Origin of the sequence: Cognatundibacterium jejuense (assembly GCF_014284255.1) — a bacterium.
GTDB classification, from domain to species: domain Bacteria; phylum Pseudomonadota; class Gammaproteobacteria; order Burkholderiales; family Burkholderiaceae_D; genus Undibacterium; species Undibacterium jejuense.
The window spans coordinates 168,180-187,119 of the sequence record NZ_JACOFV010000006.1 but is presented as its reverse complement, the minus strand read 5'-3'; the positions used below and the strand labels follow the sequence as shown (position 1 = coordinate 187,119).

Genomic DNA, 18,940 nt, shown 5'->3' with positions numbered 1-18,940 from the left:
ATATACTTATCGAAGTAATCCTATCGATTTTCCCAACCCGGGGGTAGCATGCCTATCGACGACGATGCTTTGTTCATTGAAGACGATTCAAATGAAGGCTCATTATCAGGATCTGCCGTACCAGTTCGTAGCTGGAAAATTGCCATTGTCGACGACGACGAAGATGTTCACAAAACAACTTGTTTTGCGCTGCAATATACACAAATCCTGAATCGCCCCCTGGAATTCATCCATACCTATTCCAAAGAAGAAACCCGTCGGGTCTTTGCCACCGAATCAGATATCGCGGTGATCCTGCTTGATGTCGTCATGGAAACGGAGCAGGCCGGATTGGAGTTGGTCAGCTACATTCGGGATGAATTGCAATGGCGTGACACCCGCATTATCCTGCGGACTGGCCAGCCTGGCTATGCACCTGAAGAAGATGCGATCCGCGATTTCGATATTAACGATTACAAGACCAAGAATGAACTGACGCGCAAAAAGCTGCTGACGTCATTGACGGCAGCGATTCGCTCCTACGAGCAGATTTGTACCATTAATGCCAGCCGGCGTGGTTTGCACCAAATCATCCTTTCCAGCGCTTCATTCACGTTTGATCATGGTATCCAGGCATTTGCTGCGGGTGTCATCACGCAAATTGCAGCACTTTGCGGCGTGCCACCAGAAGGTTTGCTGTGCGCTCAAGGTGAATTAAACGAAGGTGAAGCTGGCCAGCAATTCAATGTCATTGCCTCGGCTGGTCATTATAGCAATCTCATGAATTGTGCTATCGACGATATCGATAATATGAAGATCAGGGATGCACTCAAATACGTTCTGACCAACCGTGAATCACTGTTCAGCGAAAATAATATGACCTTATATTTTGCTGGCAGAGGCAATCGCCCGCTGGCAGCATATATTGATTTGCCCTATGCACTGTCTGAGATCAATCACAATTTATTAGAAGTGTTTTGTTCTAATCTTGGTGTTTGTATCGATAATCTCAGCCTCGTCAATCAACTTAAAAATCATGCGTATCGCGATCAATTACTCAAACTTCCAAATCGTCTGAAGTTTATTGATGAGATCAATGACATTATCAAAAATAAAACCGCGCATCAAGTGCTGGCGTTGATAGACATTGATGACTTCGCAGAAATTAACGATGTACTAGGCCATCACTACGGAGACTTATTACTCAAGGCTGTTGCAGACCGTTTGCGCTCAGATCTTGGCGAAAATATTTTTTTGGCGCGCATTTCAGGTGATGTGTTTGGTCTGCTTGGTCATGAGTCACAATTGCGTCCGGAGTTATTAAAAGCACTGTTTATTTCACCTTTTGTTTTTGATGACACCGCACATGCCGTCTCCACCTCTATTGGCATGGTCGAATTATCCGGTTATGAAAGCGATGGAGCTGAAGCGTTAAAAGATGCCAGCATCGCCTTAAAACGCTGTAAAACCTACCAGCGTGGCAGCTACACCTTATTTACCCGGAAAATGGGACTGGAGATCCGTGAACGTGCAACCCTGATGCAGCATCTGCACGAAGCCTTTGATGCCGAGCGTCTCTTTTTAATGTACCAGCCACAAATTGAATTAAGTACCAAGCGTTTTATCGGTCTGGAAGCATTGATACGTTGGCGTACAGATGATGGACAATTGATTCCGCCGACCGAATTTATTCCACTGGCGGAGTATTCTGGTCTGATCGTTAGCCTTGGTGCCTGGGTGTTACGTACTGCCTGTTTTTTAATGGTAAGACTGCAAAAAGCAGGAATATCACCTGAGCGTATAGCCGTCAATGTCTCAGTAGTGCAATTCCGCCAGGATGATTTTGTCGACAACGTGCGTAAGGCATTGAACGATAGCGGCTTACCGCCAAATCATTTGGAATTAGAAATTACTGAATCCGTCACAATGGCCAGTGCCAGCATGTTTGAAGCACGTTTGCACGAACTGAAAAACATGGGTATTCATATCGCAATCGATGATTTTGGTACCGGTTTTTCATCCTTAAGTTATCTCGATAAATTACCTGTGGACAGGCTCAAAATTGATCGTGCGTTTGTACAGCAAATTGATACCCCCGAAGGTCCAAGGATTGCTGAACTCATCACGCAATTAGGCAAAAAACTAGGATTAACGGTGATTGCCGAAGGTATAGAAACACAAACGCATTGGGACGTTTTGAGTGCGATGGGTTGTCATGAAGGTCAAGGATTTTTAATGGGGCGACCAATGCCAGAAGATTTGTTACTGGAGTGGATTAAAGAGTTCGGCATGGCGAGTAAATAATTCGCACAAAAAAATGGGCTGCGGCACCTGCCGTAGCCCATTTTTTATAAAAGGATTACACCCTACTTACCATCTCTGTCCATTTGTTTTGCCATACGTTCTTGCATATCTTTTCTCATCCTGTTATGGCTCTCATCGAAGGTTTTTTGCTGTTCCGGCGTTAATATCGCGTATAAGCTTTTTACGGCTTTCAAGCGCGTTTGCATGAAGGCCTCGTGCTGCTTCATGCGCTCAAGAGCGAGTGTCATACGATCTGGCGTACTGAGTTTTTCAATATCCTTCTCTTGTGGGCGTTCAGGCATATTGGTCGGTATCATCGCTTGCGTGAAGCTGGTCCAGGCTGATTCCTGAGCGCTGGTGATTTTTAATTTATCATGCATTTCGGCCTGATGCTTTGCCATATGCTCCTTCATTTTTTCGGCATTTTCAGCCGAATGTGCCCTCATCATATCTGGGTTTGAAGGTCCCATTGAAGCAGATGCAGACATTTGCGCGTATGCCATTGACGTTGCAGTAGATGCAGCAAAAATCAGACCCATTAACAAAGTTTGCGGAATATTTTTCATCATTTCTCTTTTTCCGATACTAAAAAAGCCCAAACTTTGCAGAAATTCATTGGTAAAAAAAATTGACCTGCGATTGAGCAACATGAATTGGGTTGGCCATTTTTAAAGCCACCTCAATTTGGATGTATAGTGTTCCTTTCTTGTATCCTCACAATATCAATTATGCGCTGGTTTGTATCCCTGAGTAACATATCGGAATTAAATAGCGCTTTTGATGTTTCTAAGTTTCTACACTTGGGTTTATCATAACAAGCTGATACAAAATCACTATTTTTTTCCTGGGAACCGAGCACATAATGGGACATATGGATACATCAAACAAAATTCTTATCGTCGACGATGATCGCGAAATCCGCACTTTACTGGCGGAATATCTTGACCATAATGGCTATTCCACAGTGATGGCTGCTGATGGCCCTGGCATGTGGGCAGCTTTATTAGAACATCAATTTGAACTAGTCGTACTGGATTTAAATCTTCCCGGTGATGATGGACTCACTTTGTGTCGTAACTTACGCGGCAAATCGAATGTGCCGGTCATTATGCTCACCGCACGCGGCGAACCCTTGGATAGAATTATCGGTCTGGAAATGGGAGCCGATGATTATTTGCCAAAACCTTTTGAACCGCGCGAATTATTGGCACGTATTCGCAGCGTACTACGCCGCACTCAACATACGCATTCAAATTCTGGCAATGAGAGTTTGCAAAAAATTAAATTTGCTGGCTGGACGCTAGATATGACAGCACGTCATCTGATCAGCCCCGACGATATGGTGGTTTCTTTGTCAGGTGCAGAATTCCGGATGCTCAATATTTTCCTTGAACACCCGAACCGCATCCTGAATCGTGACCAGTTATTGAACATGACACATGGACGTGATGCCGATCCGTTTGATCGTTCGATTGATATTCAAATTAGCCGGTTACGACAAAAACTGCGTGAAGATGCACGCACCCCACAAATCATTAAAACCGTTCGCAACGGTGGCTATGTATTAGCGGTCAGCGTAGTTACCGAAAAGAATACATGAAGATCTTGTCGTCAATGTGGGGGCGGGTATTCGCCGTATTGATGATAGGTATGCTTTCATCGACCGCATTGACTGGCTGGCTGGCATTTGGTGAGCGTGAAAAAACGCTCATGGACTATCGGGTCACGCACTATATTGAACGTACCGAACAAATGGCGCGTGCTTTAGATGTATTGCCTACTGCCAGCCGGGAAAGTTTTCTGGCAACCGCACCACCTATGGGTTTGCAGGTTGCGTCAACGGCAGCGGAAACCAATAATATTTATCCTGAATCCGACTATGCTAAGGCGGTCAGTGAAAAATTAGGCAAGAGTTTTCACGTTACCTCCATACCTACTGATCCCAATAAGTGTCCGCGCCAATCAAAAGACAACAATGTTATTCGTCTGCCTTGTGAGACATTGGGCATTGTGCTGCATGATGGCACCGCTTTACGGCTGGTAGTGACACCGCCAAGGTTAGTTCAACCACCTCTAAACAGTGATTTTATCCAGTATATAGCCCTGTTTCTTGTCAGTATTGCGGTGTTGGCATATGCGATCGCTAAAATGGCAATGCGTCCCTTGCAACAAATGGCAGAAGCCGCAACAGCCCTTGGTCAGGACATCAATAGCCCAGCATTGCCAGAAACTGGTACCAGCGAAATTGTGCAGGCCACACGTGCTTTCAACGCAATGCAAGGCCGCATTCGCCACCATATTTCTCAACGCACTCACATGTTGGCTGCAATTACGCATGACTTGCAAACACCGTTGACACGTTTGCGCTTAAGGTTAGAAAAAGTCAACGACTCCGAACTACGCGATAAATTAATTGGCGATTTGTCAGCCATGCAAATGATGATCAGGGAAGGCTTGGATTTGGCACGTAGTATGGATAGTAGCGAAGCGCTACGACCTTTAGATATTGATTCGCTGCTAGACAGTGTTTGTAGCGATGCCATTGAAGCCGGACAAAATGTCACCTTTACGGGTATTCCGGGAATCACCGTTTTGGCGCGACCTCAGGCTTTAAGACGCTGTCTCACCAATTTAATCGACAATGCTGTGAAGTATGGGCAATATGCAAAAGTCAGCATGTCTATGGCAAAAGATGATTCTGAGGATGTCTTAAAGGTATCGATTTGTGATGGCGGCCCGGGAATTCCAGTTGAATTTCAGAAAAAGGTGTTTGAACCATTTTTTCGCATGGAGACTTCACGCTCACGCGAATCAGGCGGCACAGGCCTGGGTCTAACCATTGCGCAAAATATCGCTCAACAGCATGGTGGAAAATTACAACTCGCGAATTTGCCCGAGAGCGGTCTGGAAGTGAGCTTGATACTCCCGATTCAAGCTACCTCATCCAAAGTCTGACATCCATCAGGAATCGATGAGCAGATGATGGCGACCGATACACAAGGCTAAGACACCATCATAGCGGAGCAACGCCGCTACACACACGCCAGATTCCCCCTAAGGACTAACTTACCGCGCTTTCTGCTCGGAAGCTTTTGTCCGCATGCGTGAAAATAATAATGCGATTTTGCGTTAGTTTGTGGTATTGAGTACCATAGCTAAGATTCGGCTTCCGGCTGATAATGAGGCACGTTGCAAGCTCACTCACCCGATGACGATCGGATACTCGAATGGTTCGCCATGCCCGGTGCTGTCGTATCATTGACAGCGCTGCCTCGCCTCTAAAAATAAGAAAGGAAATTACTATGATCAGTCTGCAACTTGGCGACGTTGGTCACACTATCCAACTTGCAATTGCACCAGTATTTTTATTGACTGGTGTAGGAACCAAATTATCCGTTTTAACCAGCCGTCTGGCCCGTATCATTGATAGGGCAAGAGCGGTCGAACAATTATTGCGTACAGAGGAAGGCAAGCGAATCGAACTTGAGGCAGAATTAGAAGAGGAGCTGGATGAACTTTATCAACGTTCGCATCTGATCAACCGTGCAATCACCCTCAGTACGACAACCGGCTTGCTCATTTGTCTGGTGATTGCAGCTTTGTTTCTGGGTGACGCTACTGGACTTACACTCGACAAATTGATTGCAGCCTTATTCGTCGGTGGGATTTTATCGCTGATTGGTAGTTTTATTTATTTTATGCGGGAAATTTTTGTAGCGACGCTGACGCTCTCACGTCAACATCAGCGCGACAAAATACGACGTTTGCCGCGCTGATATTGATGTCTGCTTAAGGACTCACTACGACCAGCGCATTATAAGTTGCACTACCTGGTCCCGGGCATGGAACAGGAGTTTGATAAGAAGCGCACGCCATCAGCAAAAAGTTTTGCGGAGCTGTTCCAGCAGGGAACGTCGGTGCGATAAATTGTGTCGTTGGCGAATTGATATTCAGTAATCCTGGGTCTACTGGTACCTTAAGTGTCACCCAGGTGTAGTAGATCGGTGGCAGGGTAATGGTACCGTTATTCGTCGACGTGCCAGACGTATTTGCAGTAATGTACACCGACGCGCCGCTATTAACTTGCTGAATAGGAGAGGTTATCGTCAGTACGATAGGCGGTAAAGCACTGACATAAAACACAACGGGATATTGTTTCAACGCACTGAGATTGGTCGGATCTATCGCTGAACTTGAAACATACAAAGTAAACGTGTAGGTCGTCGGGGTTGTGACTACAGTAGGAAAAACAATGCTGGCAACGGCATTATTTGGATTGATCACGGTAATCGGCGACGACGTGGTGGGATTCGCCGATGTGTATTTCCACAAATAATAAATGGTGCCGGTAGTTACTTTCCCATTCACATCGTACAACTTACTCGCGGTGCCATCCAGTTGCTGTGTCGCACCTGGCAACACATTGCCACCACTCGTTGAAATTGGCACTGCTGTAGGTAACACGATAGGATTAATCGTCACAGTCTGAATCGCTGTGCCGGTTTTTTGATTACTGTCTGTCACGCGACATTGCAATTTGACGGTCGTCGCTTGCGTCACGACCGGTGCTACAAAACTACCAGTCGCTGTCGTTGAATTGATCAGATTAAAGGTCAAACCGGCGCCATCATTGATCACCCACTGATAAGCGAAAGTCACACCGCTCGGCGCCGTCGATCCCGCTACAGCAGAGCAAGTTAAAGGTACTGTATCACCCGACGTAACGCTGGCATTTGCTCCTGCAGTAACTACTGGGTTACCGGTACTTGATGCCGATTGCAAAACTTTAAGCGTGGTTGAAGAGCTGTTGGTATTGCCTTTTGCATCCGTCGCAAAAAAAGTAAGTTGGTAAGTATTATCAGCGGTGAGTAAGGCAGGTGGAGACAAAGTTAAGGTGCAATTGACACCATTGCCACTAGCATCCGCCTGTGTTGTCGCGCAGTTGCTGTTACCAACTGCAGTGACGGGATTTGCACCAAGAGTCAGCGTATTGACCTGCCAGTACATATTGGAGATACCACCAGCACTGCTACTTGCATGTCCAACAAAGCTTAGTGGATCCCCAGTCGAAACTGTCATCGGTGCCGGGACAGAGACAGAGACTACGCCATTGCTTGTACTGGATCCGCTGCTACTACCACTACTACTTCCTCCTCCGCATGCTGATAAAACAAAGGCTAAGTTGACGATCAGTGCGCGACGAACAAATCTGATGTTGGAATACACAATGGCTCCGGTATGAACAATGGTGAGAAAGAGGTGAATTGATTTCATTGTAGCCTCATCTACCGCCTTCATACGTTGCCAAAATCATAAAATTCAAGATATTTATATATTCATTTTTACAAAGACTAGTGCAAACAGCTCGCAATTGTGGCAATCTGGAATCTCAGTTTTCCTGCTCTGGAGACGCTTTATGAATACCAAGCATTACGCGCATTGGCCACCGGGTTTGCCGTATCAATTGATCGCCCCGGCGACCAGTGTGTATCAGAACTTACACATATCGACATTGCGTTATCCAGATAAGCCTGCGCTTATTTTTTATGACTCCATTCTCACGTATCGGCAATTGAACGATGAAGTGCTAGCTTTGGCAGGCTACCTGCAACAGGTTTGCGGTGTAAAAAAAGGCGATCGCGTTCTACTCAATATGCAAAATAGCGTGCAATTCGTTATCAGCTTTTATGCCATTCTGAGAGCGGATGCGATGGTAGTTCCTGTCAATCCGATGTTGATGAAGGACGAGTTGGTCCATTATGTGGATGACAGTGGGGCAAAAGCAGCAATCGTGGCACAAGAAGTATTGCCGAGATTGATAGGCTTACTCAAACCGTCACATCTGCAACACATCATTGTCAGTACTTATTCTGATTATCTGATCAGTGAGACCAGCCTCACAGTTCCTGAATTTGTCAGAGCGCCAGCAGATGTTCCTCAGCAGGCAGGGATTGTTGCCTGGAAAAATGCTTTAGCAGCAAATTTAGCACCCACGGAGCATGGCGCTGGACCCGACGATCTGGCGTGTATGCCATACACCTCTGGCACGACAGGCCATCCCAAAGGTTGTATCCATACGCATAGCAGCGTTATGTTCAATATCGCTGCCAGCCCGGTCTGGACCGGTGCCGCCGTTCCTAATCAGGTTGCCCTGGCAGTTTTACCATTCTTTCATGTGACGGGCATGCAGTCAGTGATGAATGTAACAATTTATTGTGGCGGCACATTGGTGATATTGCCACGCTGGGATCGCGACGTTGCCGGTCAGTTGATCACCCGTTATGCGGTCACCAACTGGACTCTGGTGCCATCGATGATGATTGATTTTTTGTCTAATCCACGGTTGGAACAATATAACATTTCCAAACTGACTCGAGTCTCTGGCGGCGGTGCAGCAATGCCTGCCGCTATTGCACAAAAACTTCTCGATTTGACGGGTCAGGTCTATATGGAAGGCTACGGTTTATCCGAAACTATGGCACCGTCGCACGTCAATCCTCCGCAGCGCATGAAGCAACAATGTCTGGGAATTCCTGTTTTTAACGTCGATGCACGCGTTGTTGATCCTGCGACGGGTAAAGAAGTCGCACAAGGAGAACAAGGGGAAATCTGGATACATGGTCCACAGGTGTTTAAAGGGTATTGGAATGATCCCAAAAAAACCGAGGACGCATTCGCAGAACTCGACGGCAAGCGTTTTTTCCGATCCGGTGACTTAGGTTACATCGATGAAGACGGTTTCTTTTTCTTCACCGACAGGCTCAAACGCATGATCAACGCCAGTGGTTTCAAAGTCTGGCCCGCTGAAGTGGAATCCATGATGTATCAGCACCCAGCGATTCAGGACTGTTGCATCATCGGCACCCATGACGAATACCGTGGAGAGACTGTCAAGGCAGTCATCGTCAAGAAAGCAAATGCCACGCTAACAGACGAAGACATCATGTTTTGGGCACATAGAAAAATGGCCGCGTATAAAGTTCCACGCGTCGTTGAATTTGTCGACGCCTTGCCGAAATCGGCAACCGGAAAAGTGATGTGGCGCACTTTGCAAGAACAGGAATTAAGCAAAAAGAAAATTTAATATCACTGATCCGAGTTCACCGTGGCGAGCTTATTGTCGCCACGGAAAGTTTGATCTCTGATGTTCTGCAGGAGTTGTGTTTCGTAATGATTGAAAACAAATGTAAATTCGACCTAAAAGCGAGGCACCTTAAAAATCAAAATAAGCTGCCGAATGAAGGTTATTGAACAGGGACACTCCCCAATTTGAGCAATTTTTTTTTACGAGCTATCAACTAGTTAACGATTTAATTTTCATTCATCGTAAAAAAAGCAATGTTCGGACAAAAATAACGAAGATTTACGCTAGATCTTAATACCACTCAGAAATTTTCTCGCCCTTTATCGTTCTTTTGGGAAGAACCAGAACATCTGATCACGTATTAGCTCAACAACAAATCAGGCTTTGCACCTGAGAAATTTTGGCATAGTATTGAACTAGCGCCACAGCTTGGATCAGTGTTTTTGCGATGTTGCAATTCTCCATACTGAACTGAGAAATAACTGAGCGTCAGATTTGATTTTTCTTAGCATTTTATATGGGCATTATTTGATCAACATGATCGTCAACGATCGAACTGCTTAATACCTCCTCATAACTAATCTCTTTTTTGCTCGTTCAAAAATAGATACCGGAGCTAGTGTGCAACAGTTCTATAAGAATTATATATTGGAGGTCACTATGAATTTTCGTCAACTTCGCATTGGAACACGTCTTGCTGTTGGGTTTGGGGTTATTTTAATTTCTTTAATTTTGATACTGATTGCCGGTAGCGTGCTCAGCGCACGAAATCGCCAGGCAATGATGAAAGGAATTGAACTTTCTCATAGTAAAACGGCGCTGGCAGCGAACATGAAAAGCAGCATGCTCGAAGGTGGCTTAGCCATCCGAAATATTGGCATGCAAACCGATCTCGGCGAAATCGATAAACAAAAAATAGTCATTAAAAATCAGCGCGCCAAATTCAACGACGCACATGACAAATTGCTGGCTTTAGGTTTGAATGACGAAGAGAAAAAAATCGTTGATACGGTCACCAGCATAGACCAACAGGTCGATGCCCCGACCAAAGAAGCATTCAAAATGTTGCTATCATTTAACGGTGAAGAAGCAGTCAAACTGATTTCAACACAAATCGATCCGCTGCAACAAAAAGCCTTACTTGAGATTAATAAACTGGTTGATCTTGAAGATGCCGCGGCTGCCGAATTGTCGAGTCGCGCTGAAAGCAACGCTAGTAAACTGGTGACTGTTCTGCTCGCTATCGGCGGTGTCGTTTTGTTGATGGGTATTTCTTTTTCAATCGTCCTTACACGTAGCATTACCAGACCACTTGATGAAGCAGTACAAATTGCAAAACGCGTAGCGGCGGGTGAATTAACTCACCGTGAAGCAGATACCGGTGACGATGAAATCAGCGAATTATTAAATGCGCTAAAGGAAATGAGCGACAATTTATTTAATATCGTCAGTGAAGTACGGCAAGGAACCGATGCCATTGCGATTGCTTCTGGCGAAATCTCGACCGGCAATTCCGATTTGTCTTCACGCACCGAAACGCAAGCTGGCGCACTCGAAGAAACCGCGAGCTCCATGGAAGAAATTACTGCCACGGTGCGACACAATGCAGATAATGCACGGCAAGCAAACGGGTTGGTAACGTCTGCGTCCAACTTTGCGATTAAAGGTGGTGAAGAAGTCGGTAAAGTGGTCGATACCATGAACTCGATTAAAGAAAGTTCACGCAAAATCGTCGATATCATTAGCGTCATTGATGGCATCGCATTCCAAACCAATATTCTGGCTTTGAATGCAGCCGTCGAAGCCGCACGTGCTGGTGAACAAGGGCGTGGTTTTGCGGTGGTCGCATCTGAAGTACGTAATCTGGCACAACGTAGTGCCAGCGCCGCCAAAGAAATTAAAACACTCATTGGTGATTCGGTAGAAAAAGTAGAGTCTGGCGGAAAATTAGTTGATGCAGCCGGCAAAACCATGAATGAAATTGTCACGTCAGTTAAACATGTTGCCGATATCATGTCAGAAATTACTGCCGCCGGTCAGGAGCAAAGTGCTGGCATTGAAGAGGTCAATCGTGCCATTACGCAAATGGATGAAATGACGCAACAAAATGCCGCACTGGTAGAACAAGCGGCTGCGGCTGCGGAAAGTATGGAAGAACAAGCCGAAAATCTCGCGCGTGCAGTCTCTGCTTTTAAACTTGGAACGCCACCGACCGCAAACACAGGGAACCGTATTAATATTCACAAAGTCGAACCAGCAGCGGAAAATGGCTTGTCTGCCGCAAAAGGAAAATTAATTAAAGCACTGGGACTTCATGTTAACTAATTAATTCGGTTTTTGTGCGGCCTTGCTCATCAGCCGATATACATCTATGAAAAAATCGGAAGCATTAAAAAAAATTGTTGAGCAAGCACGTACGGGAGACTTAACTTTCCCTGCGAATATACAGGCCACGCTTGAGATTCAAGAGGCTTTAAATTGTCCTGACTGCGGAATTGAAACCGCAGCCAAACTGGTCACTAAAGAGCCAATGATTGCCGTACGAGTTGTTGCTATCGCCAATTCGGTAGCCTACAGCCGGTTTGGTGGTGGCGTTACGAATATCAGAACCGCAATTACGATTCTTGGCTTCAATACATTGCGCTCAGTTGTCGTTGCAGTCGCCATGCGACAATTGAGCCAAATGAGCAAAAATCCTCAAATCAAAGCCATAATAGAAAAATTGTGGTTACACTCTGCACATGTCGCGGCGCTTGCGCATTTACTGGCCAGAAAGGTCAGCAAAATTGACCCGGAGACAGCATTATTTGCAGGTGTTGTTCACGAAGTCAGTAGTTTTTACCTCCTATCCCGCGCCGAAGAATTTCCGTCGCTGCTTGAGCCCCATCAGACCGACAAAGACGATATTCTCGATGAAGATCACGAAATCTATATCGGAAGATCAGTTTTGCATCAATTGCTTGCACCCAAACGAATTGTCAGCGCGATAGAAACGCTCTGGTATGGAGCGCGGGCGACACCGCCAGAAACGCTGGGCGAGACCTTGCTGCTGGCCAATGATTTGGCGAGTTGTTCCTCACCGCTTGATCATCGCGATGTGGTGATGGTTGAGCAAACCGCTGCTACCATCGACTTTCCATTTAAAGAGACCTCATTGCGTCAAATTCTTACCGAATCTGATGACGATTTGCAGTCACTGATTGCCAGTCTGGCCAATTAAAATAAATAGACAAGAACGAAGCTGCGGCGTTTTTGCGCTCCGTCGAGGACTTTCGCAAAAGCGTTCCAGCAAGGAATGACGACGCGGGCAGTACATGCGTACGACAAGGCGCCATAACGTAGCTGGGGCGTTTTTGCCGAAGTCCTTTTTAATAGTGAGGTGGACGCTCGTCTACTACCGCAGTCCTTTGGCTAGCCGTTACCGCCAATTCCCGCATTCTGCCCGCCATGGCAGTCAGCAAAGCTTCTAGTTCATCAATTTTTTTCTGTTGGCGATAGACTTGGGTGTTTAAAGTATCGACCAGATCATCCTGGCGCGACAAACGAATTTCCAGATCAACCAGGCGTTCTTCTGTGTTCATAGGTGGGTACTTTCTTTGGACTAACGCAAAATGCGTGCACAGTATGCCATATCCGGAAACCCACAGAATATAGGCGCAACCTTGTGTAATGCTGATGATATCGGATACCATGGCCATATCTTTTTATCTAAAATGCATCAATGGCGTGGCGATCCTTTCCAGATCGCGCCGTGTTCGTTTTTTCTTGTCTTCCGTTCTTCAAGCTATGATAGGAATTGGTAGTGATAGATATTTTTCGACGACTTTTTGGAAAGACTGCGCAACCGGCAACATTTCAGCCGCCAGTTGCCGTCGTCGCGAAAATCGAACCTGCGACAGTACCAGTACCTGAAATCATCGAAAAACCACCAGAAGTATGGAATCCAGATAAAAAGTTTGATCATTTATATTTAAAATGGATGATGTCAAACCACCTTGGTGCAGCCAGCCCTTATGTGGAAAAAACCATACTCTCAGGACTAGAAAAACTACGCCAATCCGATCTTGCCGCTTCTCAGTTATTGCCCAGGGTTCCCACCGTTTTATTACAGGTATTAAAAAGCCTGCGTGAAAGCAATGTGTCTGCTAGCGATCTGGCACATCAAATTTCTAAAGATGTGGCACTGGTCGCGGAACTGTTGCATGAGGTTAATGGTGCTTATTACAGTCCGATCAACCGCGTGACCAGCCTTGATAGTGCAATACAGTTACTTGGTTTTAATGGCTTGCGTATGCTGATTGCGCGTACCGCATTTCGCCCGATTATCCAGACGCAAAGTGGAAAACTTGCCAAAGAACTCGCACCAGTTATCTGGGAGCACTCTGAAAAGAGCTCACTTGCATGTCAATTGCTCGCGCAGCAAAGACAACTCGATAGTTTCCAAGCTTTCCTCGCAGGCTTATTACAAAACGTCGGCTTAGTGATTGCTTTCAGGCTGGTCGATAGAACCGGCGTCACAGAAAAATTGCCGATGTCTGCTGGTTTTCAGGCGGCATTTTTTAAACAGGCTGAACTACTCACTTTACATGTTGGCGAACAATGGGAATTCCCTGAACCAGTATTACGCGCGATTGCCAGAAAACATGGGACAACTGAGCAAGCTTCCGAGCTCGCCGATTGTTTGCAACAAGCTGACCAGCTTGCCCGCTTGCGCTTACTGGTCAATCATGGCGTGATGACAGAATCGGATGCGGCAGCCTTATTGTCAGATAGCTCCGGTTTGCTTGAGTGCTTTCAACAACTGAATCAGGCCCAGGCTTAAAGAATTATCAAAGCAAAAGAATTTGTATGAATTTGGCTGGAACGGGCAAATCATTTTGCTTTGATAATTCGTGATTTAAACTGAGGCTTGGCGATAAGCACGAATTACCGTTTGAATAAGGGTTTGCAAGTAGTGGATTCTATTTTTAAGCATTTGATATTCACTCATCAGATTGCAGCACGGCGGCTATTTCTGGTCGCAATTTGAGACGCATATTGTGGGTCCTGATCCATTGCTAATTTTTGTTCGTCAGTTAAACGTTTAGCACTGATGATTACGGTTTGCACGTCTGATTGTTTAGTATCAAACGCGATTTTTTGATCTTCAGTCATGCGTTGAGCAGTGATAACAACAGTAGGAATCTCTGCTTTTTGGCTCAGCATTGGGTTGGTTTGAGCAGTAAAAGCATTACCGACAGCGAGTACGCTAGCAAACAATGCGGTTGCTAATACGGCGCTGGTTTTGATTGATGTTTTCATTTTATTTCTCCTGAGGTGGTTGGTTGATGTCTCCACTTTAGGCGGATGCTCGTCAAGCCACCAGCAGGATGTGACGAACTGCAAAATTCAGGGGGTGAAACATTAAAAGTAAGGAATAAAGTACGCTGTCTTCAGATAGAATTTGCCATAGAACACCTTCAATTTGTTGGATTTTTGATGTTCGTGGTACAAAAATAATTCGGCTTTATTAGATGAAAAAGTTATTGCTGGAAAATGAAACCGCATTGCACTACTATGAAATGCGGAGCATTTTGCGCGGTACAATCCTGTCTGCTCACAGGCAAATATGAGAAAACAGCGTCAATCAGATAAATACGACCAATGCGTAAACCTACAAGGATTGCGCCCCAACGAGGAAACTAATTATGTCGAACGACAGCGGTTCTCAAGCTAGTACGATGGGCGGACAGCAAATTGATGGTTCCGGCCATCATGCACCGCTGGAATTTCTTTCATTTACCCTAGGTAATGAAGAATATGGGATTGATATCCAGCGCGTGCAGGAATTACGTGGCTATGAGGCGGTTACCCGTATTGCGAATGCCCCGGATTTCATGAAAGGTGTGATGAATTTACGCGGTGTTATCGTACCTATCATCGATTTACGCATGAAATTTGCGCTTGGCGTAGCAGACTATGATCAATTTACGGTCGTGGTCATCCTCAATATTTCGGGTCAAACCATAGGCATCGTGGTCGATAGTGTTTCCGACGTTATCACCCTCACCCAAGATCAGATTAAGCCAACACCGGAAATAGGCTCAACAATAGAAGCAGATTTTCTAATCGGACTAGCGCCACTCGAAGAGCGCATGCTGATATTGATGGATATTCAGAAACTGATGTCCTCTGACGATATGGGCTTACAGTTCGCAGTTACCATGTAATTAAATCTGCACAAAGAAACCCGAATTCAAAAATTAATGCATTTAAAACCATTTAAACGACATTAAAGACATTTTTTAAGATTTTTAGCCCTGGTTGTTATCAAACAGGGCTTTTTTTACGGCCATCAGGCTGTGAATTTCGAGGCAGGGTTCGCGCGGGCTGTACAATAGCGGCTTATTCCTTGTATTTTCTGCTCCATGACTATCCTGCTCACCACTCTCAACGCCCGCTATGCCCATGCTTCACTGGGTTTACGCTATTTGCTCGCGAACATGGGAGAATTGCAATCGCAAACCCAGATTCACGAATTTGTGATCGGTGCGCGTAGTACGGATATTGTGGAAAAAATTCTCGCCTATCGCCAGCCTGATCAAAAATTTATTGTCGGATTTGGCGTCTATATCTGGAACATTGTCGAAATTACTCAGGTCGTTGCTGTTCTAAAACGAGTTGCACCAGAGATTGTGATCGTGCTGGGTGGTCCTGAGGTATCGCATGAAACCAACGATCAGGAAATTATCCGGCTGGCAGATTACGTCATTACTGGCTGGGGTGACGTCAGCTTCCCTGATTTATGTCAGCAAATCATCAAAGGCCCACAACCTTTAATGAAGGTGCATGCCGGTTTGCAGCCACCAATGAACGAAATCAAACTACCGTACGCGTTATACACAGATCAGGATATCCGCCACCGCACGCTGTATGTGGAAGCCTCACGCGGCTGTCCATTCAAATGCGAATTCTGTTTGTCTGCACTGGATAAAACTGCATGGCCGTTCGATATTGACGCCTTTCTGGCAGAGATGGAAAGCCTGTATCAGCGCGGTGCACGTTTGTTTAAGTTTGTTGATCGCACCTTTAACCTGAATGTCAAAACCAGCCTGAAGATCATGCAGTTCTTCCTGGATAAACTCGCAGCAGCACCGCATGATCCGGTGTTTGCCCACTTTGAAGTGGTACCCGACCATTTGCCTGATGCGCTGAAAGAAGGAATACAAAAATTCCCTGACGGCACGCTGCAATTTGAAATCGGCATTCAGAGTTTTAACCCGGAAGTGCAAAGCCTGATCAGCCGCAAGCAAAACAATGATAAAGCCGCTGAAAACATCCGCTGGTTATGCGAACACTCGCACGCCCATTTGCATGTGGATCTGATTGCAGGACTGCCAGGCGAGACCATGGAAAGCTTTGCTGAAGGTTTCAACAAATTGGTCGCTTTAGGCCCACATGAGATTCAATTTGGTATTCTGAAACGCTTGCGTGGCACGCCTATTATCCGCCACACCGAAGCTTTTCAGCTGGCTTTTGATCCTATGCCACCGTACACCATCCTTGCCAATAAAGACGTCCCCTTTGCCGCGATGCAAAGACTGGTGCGCTTTGCCCGCTATTGGGATATGGTCGCCAACTCAGGACGTTTTGCGAATACCTTGCCGGTCATTCTCAGCGAATCGCCCTTTGAAAACTTTATGGCATTTTCTGATTGGGTGTATGCCAATACCGATGCGACGCACAGGATTGCTTTAGATCGTCTGGCTGGTCTGGTAACGACCTGGTTGGTAGAACAACGTGGCATGAATAAAGAAACCGTGATGGGGCTGGTTTCCAGCGATTACGCTGGCAATGCGAAACATAAGCAGGGTAACTCCAGCACTGGCGAACAAAAGGCGCCTGCCGTGGCAAAGGCTACCCCTCAAAGACAAAGCCGCCATCTGGCGGCCTGATATGGTGTCCGTTATTTGTTCACTGTATTTATCAAACGGGCGATTTCACCAGATTTTTTTCCACTGACAATCGCTTGATTTAACTTGTTGATCCAAACTTCACCCGCACCGGGAGCGGTCGCGAAATGCAAGTCGTCACTCATCAAAGGTTTATTCAACACTACAAATCCGGATTGTATGTTCTGCTCATCTGTTTGCCCTTCTACACGTAAGCCCTGCCGCAGATAATTTTCAACATCTACGGCTTGTGTAAAAGATGTACTCAGTAACATGACATCCATGCGCTTATTCAATAATTTTTTCAGCCGTGATGAATTCGAACTGACATCATCTTCGACTTTGAACAATACATTGCTCTGTTTATCGAAATCATCACCATAACTAGCGCCGCGAACAATCCCTATCGTTTTGCCTTTCAGATCTGCAATACTGTCGAATTTGAACGTGTTATCACTACGCGCGATCATCCAGACTGTATTGGCGTAAACAGCCTCAGAAAACACCAATTGAGATAAACGTTCACGGTTCTTTGAAAGACCAAACACGATGCCTTCGCCATTTTTTGCGTAAGCCAAAATACGCGGCAAAGGATAGCGATGAATCTCAAACTGGATATGCAATTGTCGTTCGAAGTAAGTCAGTACGGCTCGGACGTTGTCGCGCAGCGGTAAAATTTCGCCCGATTCGCTCCTCAATTCACTTACGAACAACACCACTTTTTGCGGCTCAGCTGCGGGGGCTTCCGAGACAAAAAACATCCCTGAAATAAGAATTAAATAGGCAAGACTAAGCGACAAAAAACTAGCGCATTTCCAGATACCGGACCGACTCTTACGACAGAACATAAGGTGATCATTTTGTCCTGTGCGGAGAATATTCATAAATTATGATGCACTTTGTCGCGTTATATTAAATAAACTTATCGAGTAAAGCGGCGGCACGTTGACTCGCTTCGCGCGCTTCTTCTATGGTCGTTGCTTTATCAGTATGGCTGACAAGAGAATTGGTCAACAAAGTGACAAACGAACGATCGAGGGCTTTACGCGCTGCTGACATTTGTTGTGCAATACCCTCGCAATCTTCTGGATTTTCTGCCTTCGCGATCAGCTTTTGCACCCCGCGCAATTGCCCTTCGATTCGAGCCAATCGATGGAGCAAATCTTTTTTCTGTGTATCACTTAAGGCGTTCCCTTGAACAATTTTAAGGGGGGGAGTATCTGCCATTTTTCATCTCCTGTGCTTTATTTATAAGGACAAAATCAGCATGCAAATTGATACTCTACTGAGTATGCTCAAAGCATACAAGCGTTACGTTGTAAATGCCTGGAAGTTCGTAAGCACTAAACAACAATATCGCAAACTTTACTTGTAGATGATGAACTACACGATTTGATTACAGATATCACTCCAATGAGTAAACAAAATCAAACTTTTTTCTTTGCAAGAAATAAGTTACCCCATAAAGAGATTTTTCTACTATCCGTAGGTCGTCCAACAGCGCGAGGACGGATGCGAGACGCTCACTGAGTTACTTTTTTACTGCACTCTCATCGACTCACTGAAGACATAAGAACAAATTAAATCGTTATTGCGAATCATTATCATTTGCATTAATATAAGAATATCTTTGAGAAAGACG

The 18,940-nt window shown here is 45.6% G+C and carries 16 protein-coding genes; 10 read left to right on the top strand and 6 right to left on the bottom strand.

The genetic code is table 11. The features are described 5' to 3' along the window. Positions 1–48 precede the first annotated feature (48 nt). Positions 49–2,283: a bifunctional diguanylate cyclase/phosphodiesterase gene (locus H8K32_RS08545; protein ID WP_186912053.1), complete on the top strand. Its 2,235-nt coding sequence runs from the start codon at positions 49–51 to the stop codon at positions 2,281–2,283. Positions 2,284–2,345: 62 nt separating this feature from the next. On the opposite strand, the gene H8K32_RS08540 is transcribed toward H8K32_RS08545, so the two are convergent. Then, positions 2,346–2,852 carry a Spy/CpxP family protein refolding chaperone gene (locus H8K32_RS08540; RefSeq protein ID WP_222613058.1) on the bottom strand — a complete coding sequence of 169 codons (507 nt, stop codon included), beginning with the start codon at positions 2,850–2,852 and terminating at the stop codon, positions 2,346–2,348. Positions 2,853–3,154: 302 nt separating this feature from the next. On the opposite strand from H8K32_RS08540, the gene H8K32_RS08535 reads away from it, so the two are divergent. The 3 genes from H8K32_RS08535 (at position 3,155) to H8K32_RS08525 (ending at position 6,059) form a co-directional block, all read left to right on the top strand. After that, positions 3,155–3,883 (top strand): response regulator, encoded by a 729-nt coding sequence (locus tag H8K32_RS08535; protein ID WP_186912101.1) that lies wholly within the window; start codon positions 3,155–3,157, stop codon positions 3,881–3,883. Then, complete coding sequence (locus tag H8K32_RS08530) at positions 3,880–5,238, top strand: ATP-binding protein (RefSeq protein WP_186912051.1); 1,359 nt, start codon at positions 3,880–3,882, stop codon at positions 5,236–5,238. The genes H8K32_RS08535 and H8K32_RS08530 overlap by 4 nt, the downstream gene beginning before the upstream one ends. 350 nt (positions 5,239–5,588) lie before the next feature. Beyond that, complete coding sequence (locus H8K32_RS08525) at positions 5,589–6,059, top strand: DUF2721 domain-containing protein (RefSeq protein ID WP_186912100.1); 471 nt, start codon at positions 5,589–5,591, stop codon at positions 6,057–6,059. 13 nt (positions 6,060–6,072) lie between these two features. On the opposite strand, the gene H8K32_RS08520 is transcribed toward H8K32_RS08525, so the two are convergent. Continuing rightward, positions 6,073–7,557 carry a hypothetical protein gene (locus tag H8K32_RS08520; RefSeq protein ID WP_186912050.1) on the bottom strand — a complete coding sequence of 495 codons (1,485 nt, stop codon included), beginning with the start codon at positions 7,555–7,557 and terminating at the stop codon, positions 6,073–6,075. A 142-nt stretch (positions 7,558–7,699) separates the two neighbouring features. On the opposite strand from H8K32_RS08520, the gene H8K32_RS08515 reads away from it, so the two are divergent. The 3 genes from H8K32_RS08515 to H8K32_RS08505 all read left to right on the top strand — a co-directional run bounded on the left by H8K32_RS08515 (position 7,700) and on the right by H8K32_RS08505 (position 12,587). Beyond that, entirely contained in the window at positions 7,700–9,367 is a 1,668-nt protein-coding gene (locus tag H8K32_RS08515; RefSeq protein WP_186912049.1) for a long-chain fatty acid--CoA ligase, read from the top strand. A gap of 660 nt (positions 9,368–10,027) precedes the next feature. Next, a complete protein-coding gene (locus H8K32_RS08510; RefSeq protein WP_186912048.1) occupies positions 10,028–11,692 on the top strand; it encodes a methyl-accepting chemotaxis protein in 1,665 nt (554 codons plus the stop codon). A gap of 46 nt (positions 11,693–11,738) precedes the next feature. Then, positions 11,739–12,587 carry an HDOD domain-containing protein gene (locus H8K32_RS08505; protein ID WP_186912047.1) on the top strand — a complete coding sequence of 283 codons (849 nt, stop codon included), beginning with the start codon at positions 11,739–11,741 and terminating at the stop codon, positions 12,585–12,587. A 148-nt stretch (positions 12,588–12,735) separates the two neighbouring features. Here the strand turns inward: H8K32_RS08505 and H8K32_RS08500 are convergent, their stop codons facing one another. Further along, positions 12,736–13,059: a SlyX family protein gene (locus H8K32_RS08500; protein ID WP_343067957.1), complete on the bottom strand. Its 324-nt coding sequence runs from the start codon at positions 13,057–13,059 to the stop codon at positions 12,736–12,738. Positions 13,060–13,169: 110 nt separating this feature from the next. On the opposite strand from H8K32_RS08500, the gene H8K32_RS08495 reads away from it, so the two are divergent. Next, on the top strand, positions 13,170–14,189 hold the full coding sequence (locus tag H8K32_RS08495) for an HDOD domain-containing protein (protein ID WP_186912046.1): 1,020 nt from the start codon (positions 13,170–13,172) through the stop codon (positions 14,187–14,189). Positions 14,190–14,356: 167 nt separating this feature from the next. Here H8K32_RS08495 and H8K32_RS08490 read toward each other — a convergent pair whose 3' ends face one another. Then, on the bottom strand, positions 14,357–14,668 hold the full coding sequence (locus tag H8K32_RS08490) for a hypothetical protein (protein ID WP_186912045.1): 312 nt from the start codon (positions 14,666–14,668) through the stop codon (positions 14,357–14,359). A 419-nt stretch (positions 14,669–15,087) separates the two neighbouring features. Here H8K32_RS08490 and H8K32_RS08485 point away from each other — a divergent pair, with 419 nt between their 5' ends. Together H8K32_RS08485 and H8K32_RS08480 are read left to right on the top strand one after the other, a co-directional pair. Continuing rightward, positions 15,088–15,576 carry a chemotaxis protein CheW gene (locus H8K32_RS08485; protein WP_246447228.1) on the top strand — a complete coding sequence of 163 codons (489 nt, stop codon included), beginning with the start codon at positions 15,088–15,090 and terminating at the stop codon, positions 15,574–15,576. Between the two features lie 198 nt (positions 15,577–15,774). After that, on the top strand, positions 15,775–17,301 hold the full coding sequence (locus H8K32_RS08480; protein WP_186912043.1) for a B12-binding domain-containing radical SAM protein: 1,527 nt from the start codon (positions 15,775–15,777) through the stop codon (positions 17,299–17,301). Between the two features lie 11 nt (positions 17,302–17,312). Here the strand turns inward: H8K32_RS08480 and H8K32_RS08475 are convergent, their stop codons facing one another. Both H8K32_RS08475 and H8K32_RS08470 read right to left on the bottom strand, forming a co-directional pair. After that, complete coding sequence (locus H8K32_RS08475) at positions 17,313–18,182, bottom strand: substrate-binding periplasmic protein (RefSeq protein WP_222613055.1); 870 nt, start codon at positions 18,180–18,182, stop codon at positions 17,313–17,315. 28 nt (positions 18,183–18,210) lie between these two features. Further along, positions 18,211–18,525, bottom strand: a complete 315-nt coding sequence (locus H8K32_RS08470; RefSeq protein ID WP_186912041.1) for a metal-sensitive transcriptional regulator — start codon at positions 18,523–18,525, stop codon at positions 18,211–18,213. Between the last annotated feature and the right edge of the window lie 415 nt (positions 18,526–18,940).

What these genes read in the sequence shown, in the direction of transcription:
- H8K32_RS08500 (WP_343067957.1), bottom strand. Translation starts at nt 13,059, where the DNA reads ATGGTATCCGATATCATCAGCATTACACAAGGTTGCGCCTATATTCTG.
- H8K32_RS08490 (WP_186912045.1), bottom strand. Translation starts at nt 14,668, where the DNA reads ATGAAAACATCAATCAAAACCAGCGCCGTATTAGCAACCGCATTGTTT.
- H8K32_RS08535 (WP_186912101.1), top strand. Translation starts at nt 3,155, where the DNA reads ATGGATACATCAAACAAAATTCTTATCGTCGACGATGATCGCGAAATC.
- H8K32_RS08510 (WP_186912048.1), top strand. Translation starts at nt 10,028, where the DNA reads ATGAATTTTCGTCAACTTCGCATTGGAACACGTCTTGCTGTTGGGTTT.
- H8K32_RS08540 (WP_222613058.1), bottom strand. Translation starts at nt 2,852, where the DNA reads ATGATGAAAAATATTCCGCAAACTTTGTTAATGGGTCTGATTTTTGCT.
- H8K32_RS08515 (WP_186912049.1), top strand. Translation starts at nt 7,700, where the DNA reads ATGAATACCAAGCATTACGCGCATTGGCCACCGGGTTTGCCGTATCAA.
- H8K32_RS08470 (WP_186912041.1), bottom strand. Translation starts at nt 18,525, where the DNA reads ATGGCAGATACTCCCCCCCTTAAAATTGTTCAAGGGAACGCCTTAAGT.
- H8K32_RS08545 (WP_186912053.1), top strand. Translation starts at nt 49, where the DNA reads ATGCCTATCGACGACGATGCTTTGTTCATTGAAGACGATTCAAATGAA.
- H8K32_RS08520 (WP_186912050.1), bottom strand. Translation starts at nt 7,557, where the DNA reads ATGAAATCAATTCACCTCTTTCTCACCATTGTTCATACCGGAGCCATT.
- H8K32_RS08530 (WP_186912051.1), top strand. Translation starts at nt 3,880, where the DNA reads ATGAAGATCTTGTCGTCAATGTGGGGGCGGGTATTCGCCGTATTGATG.
- H8K32_RS08505 (WP_186912047.1), top strand. Translation starts at nt 11,739, where the DNA reads ATGAAAAAATCGGAAGCATTAAAAAAAATTGTTGAGCAAGCACGTACG.
- H8K32_RS08475 (WP_222613055.1), bottom strand. Translation starts at nt 18,182, where the DNA reads ATGAATATTCTCCGCACAGGACAAAATGATCACCTTATGTTCTGTCGT.
- H8K32_RS08485 (WP_246447228.1), top strand. Translation starts at nt 15,088, where the DNA reads ATGGGCGGACAGCAAATTGATGGTTCCGGCCATCATGCACCGCTGGAA.
- H8K32_RS08480 (WP_186912043.1), top strand. Translation starts at nt 15,775, where the DNA reads ATGACTATCCTGCTCACCACTCTCAACGCCCGCTATGCCCATGCTTCA.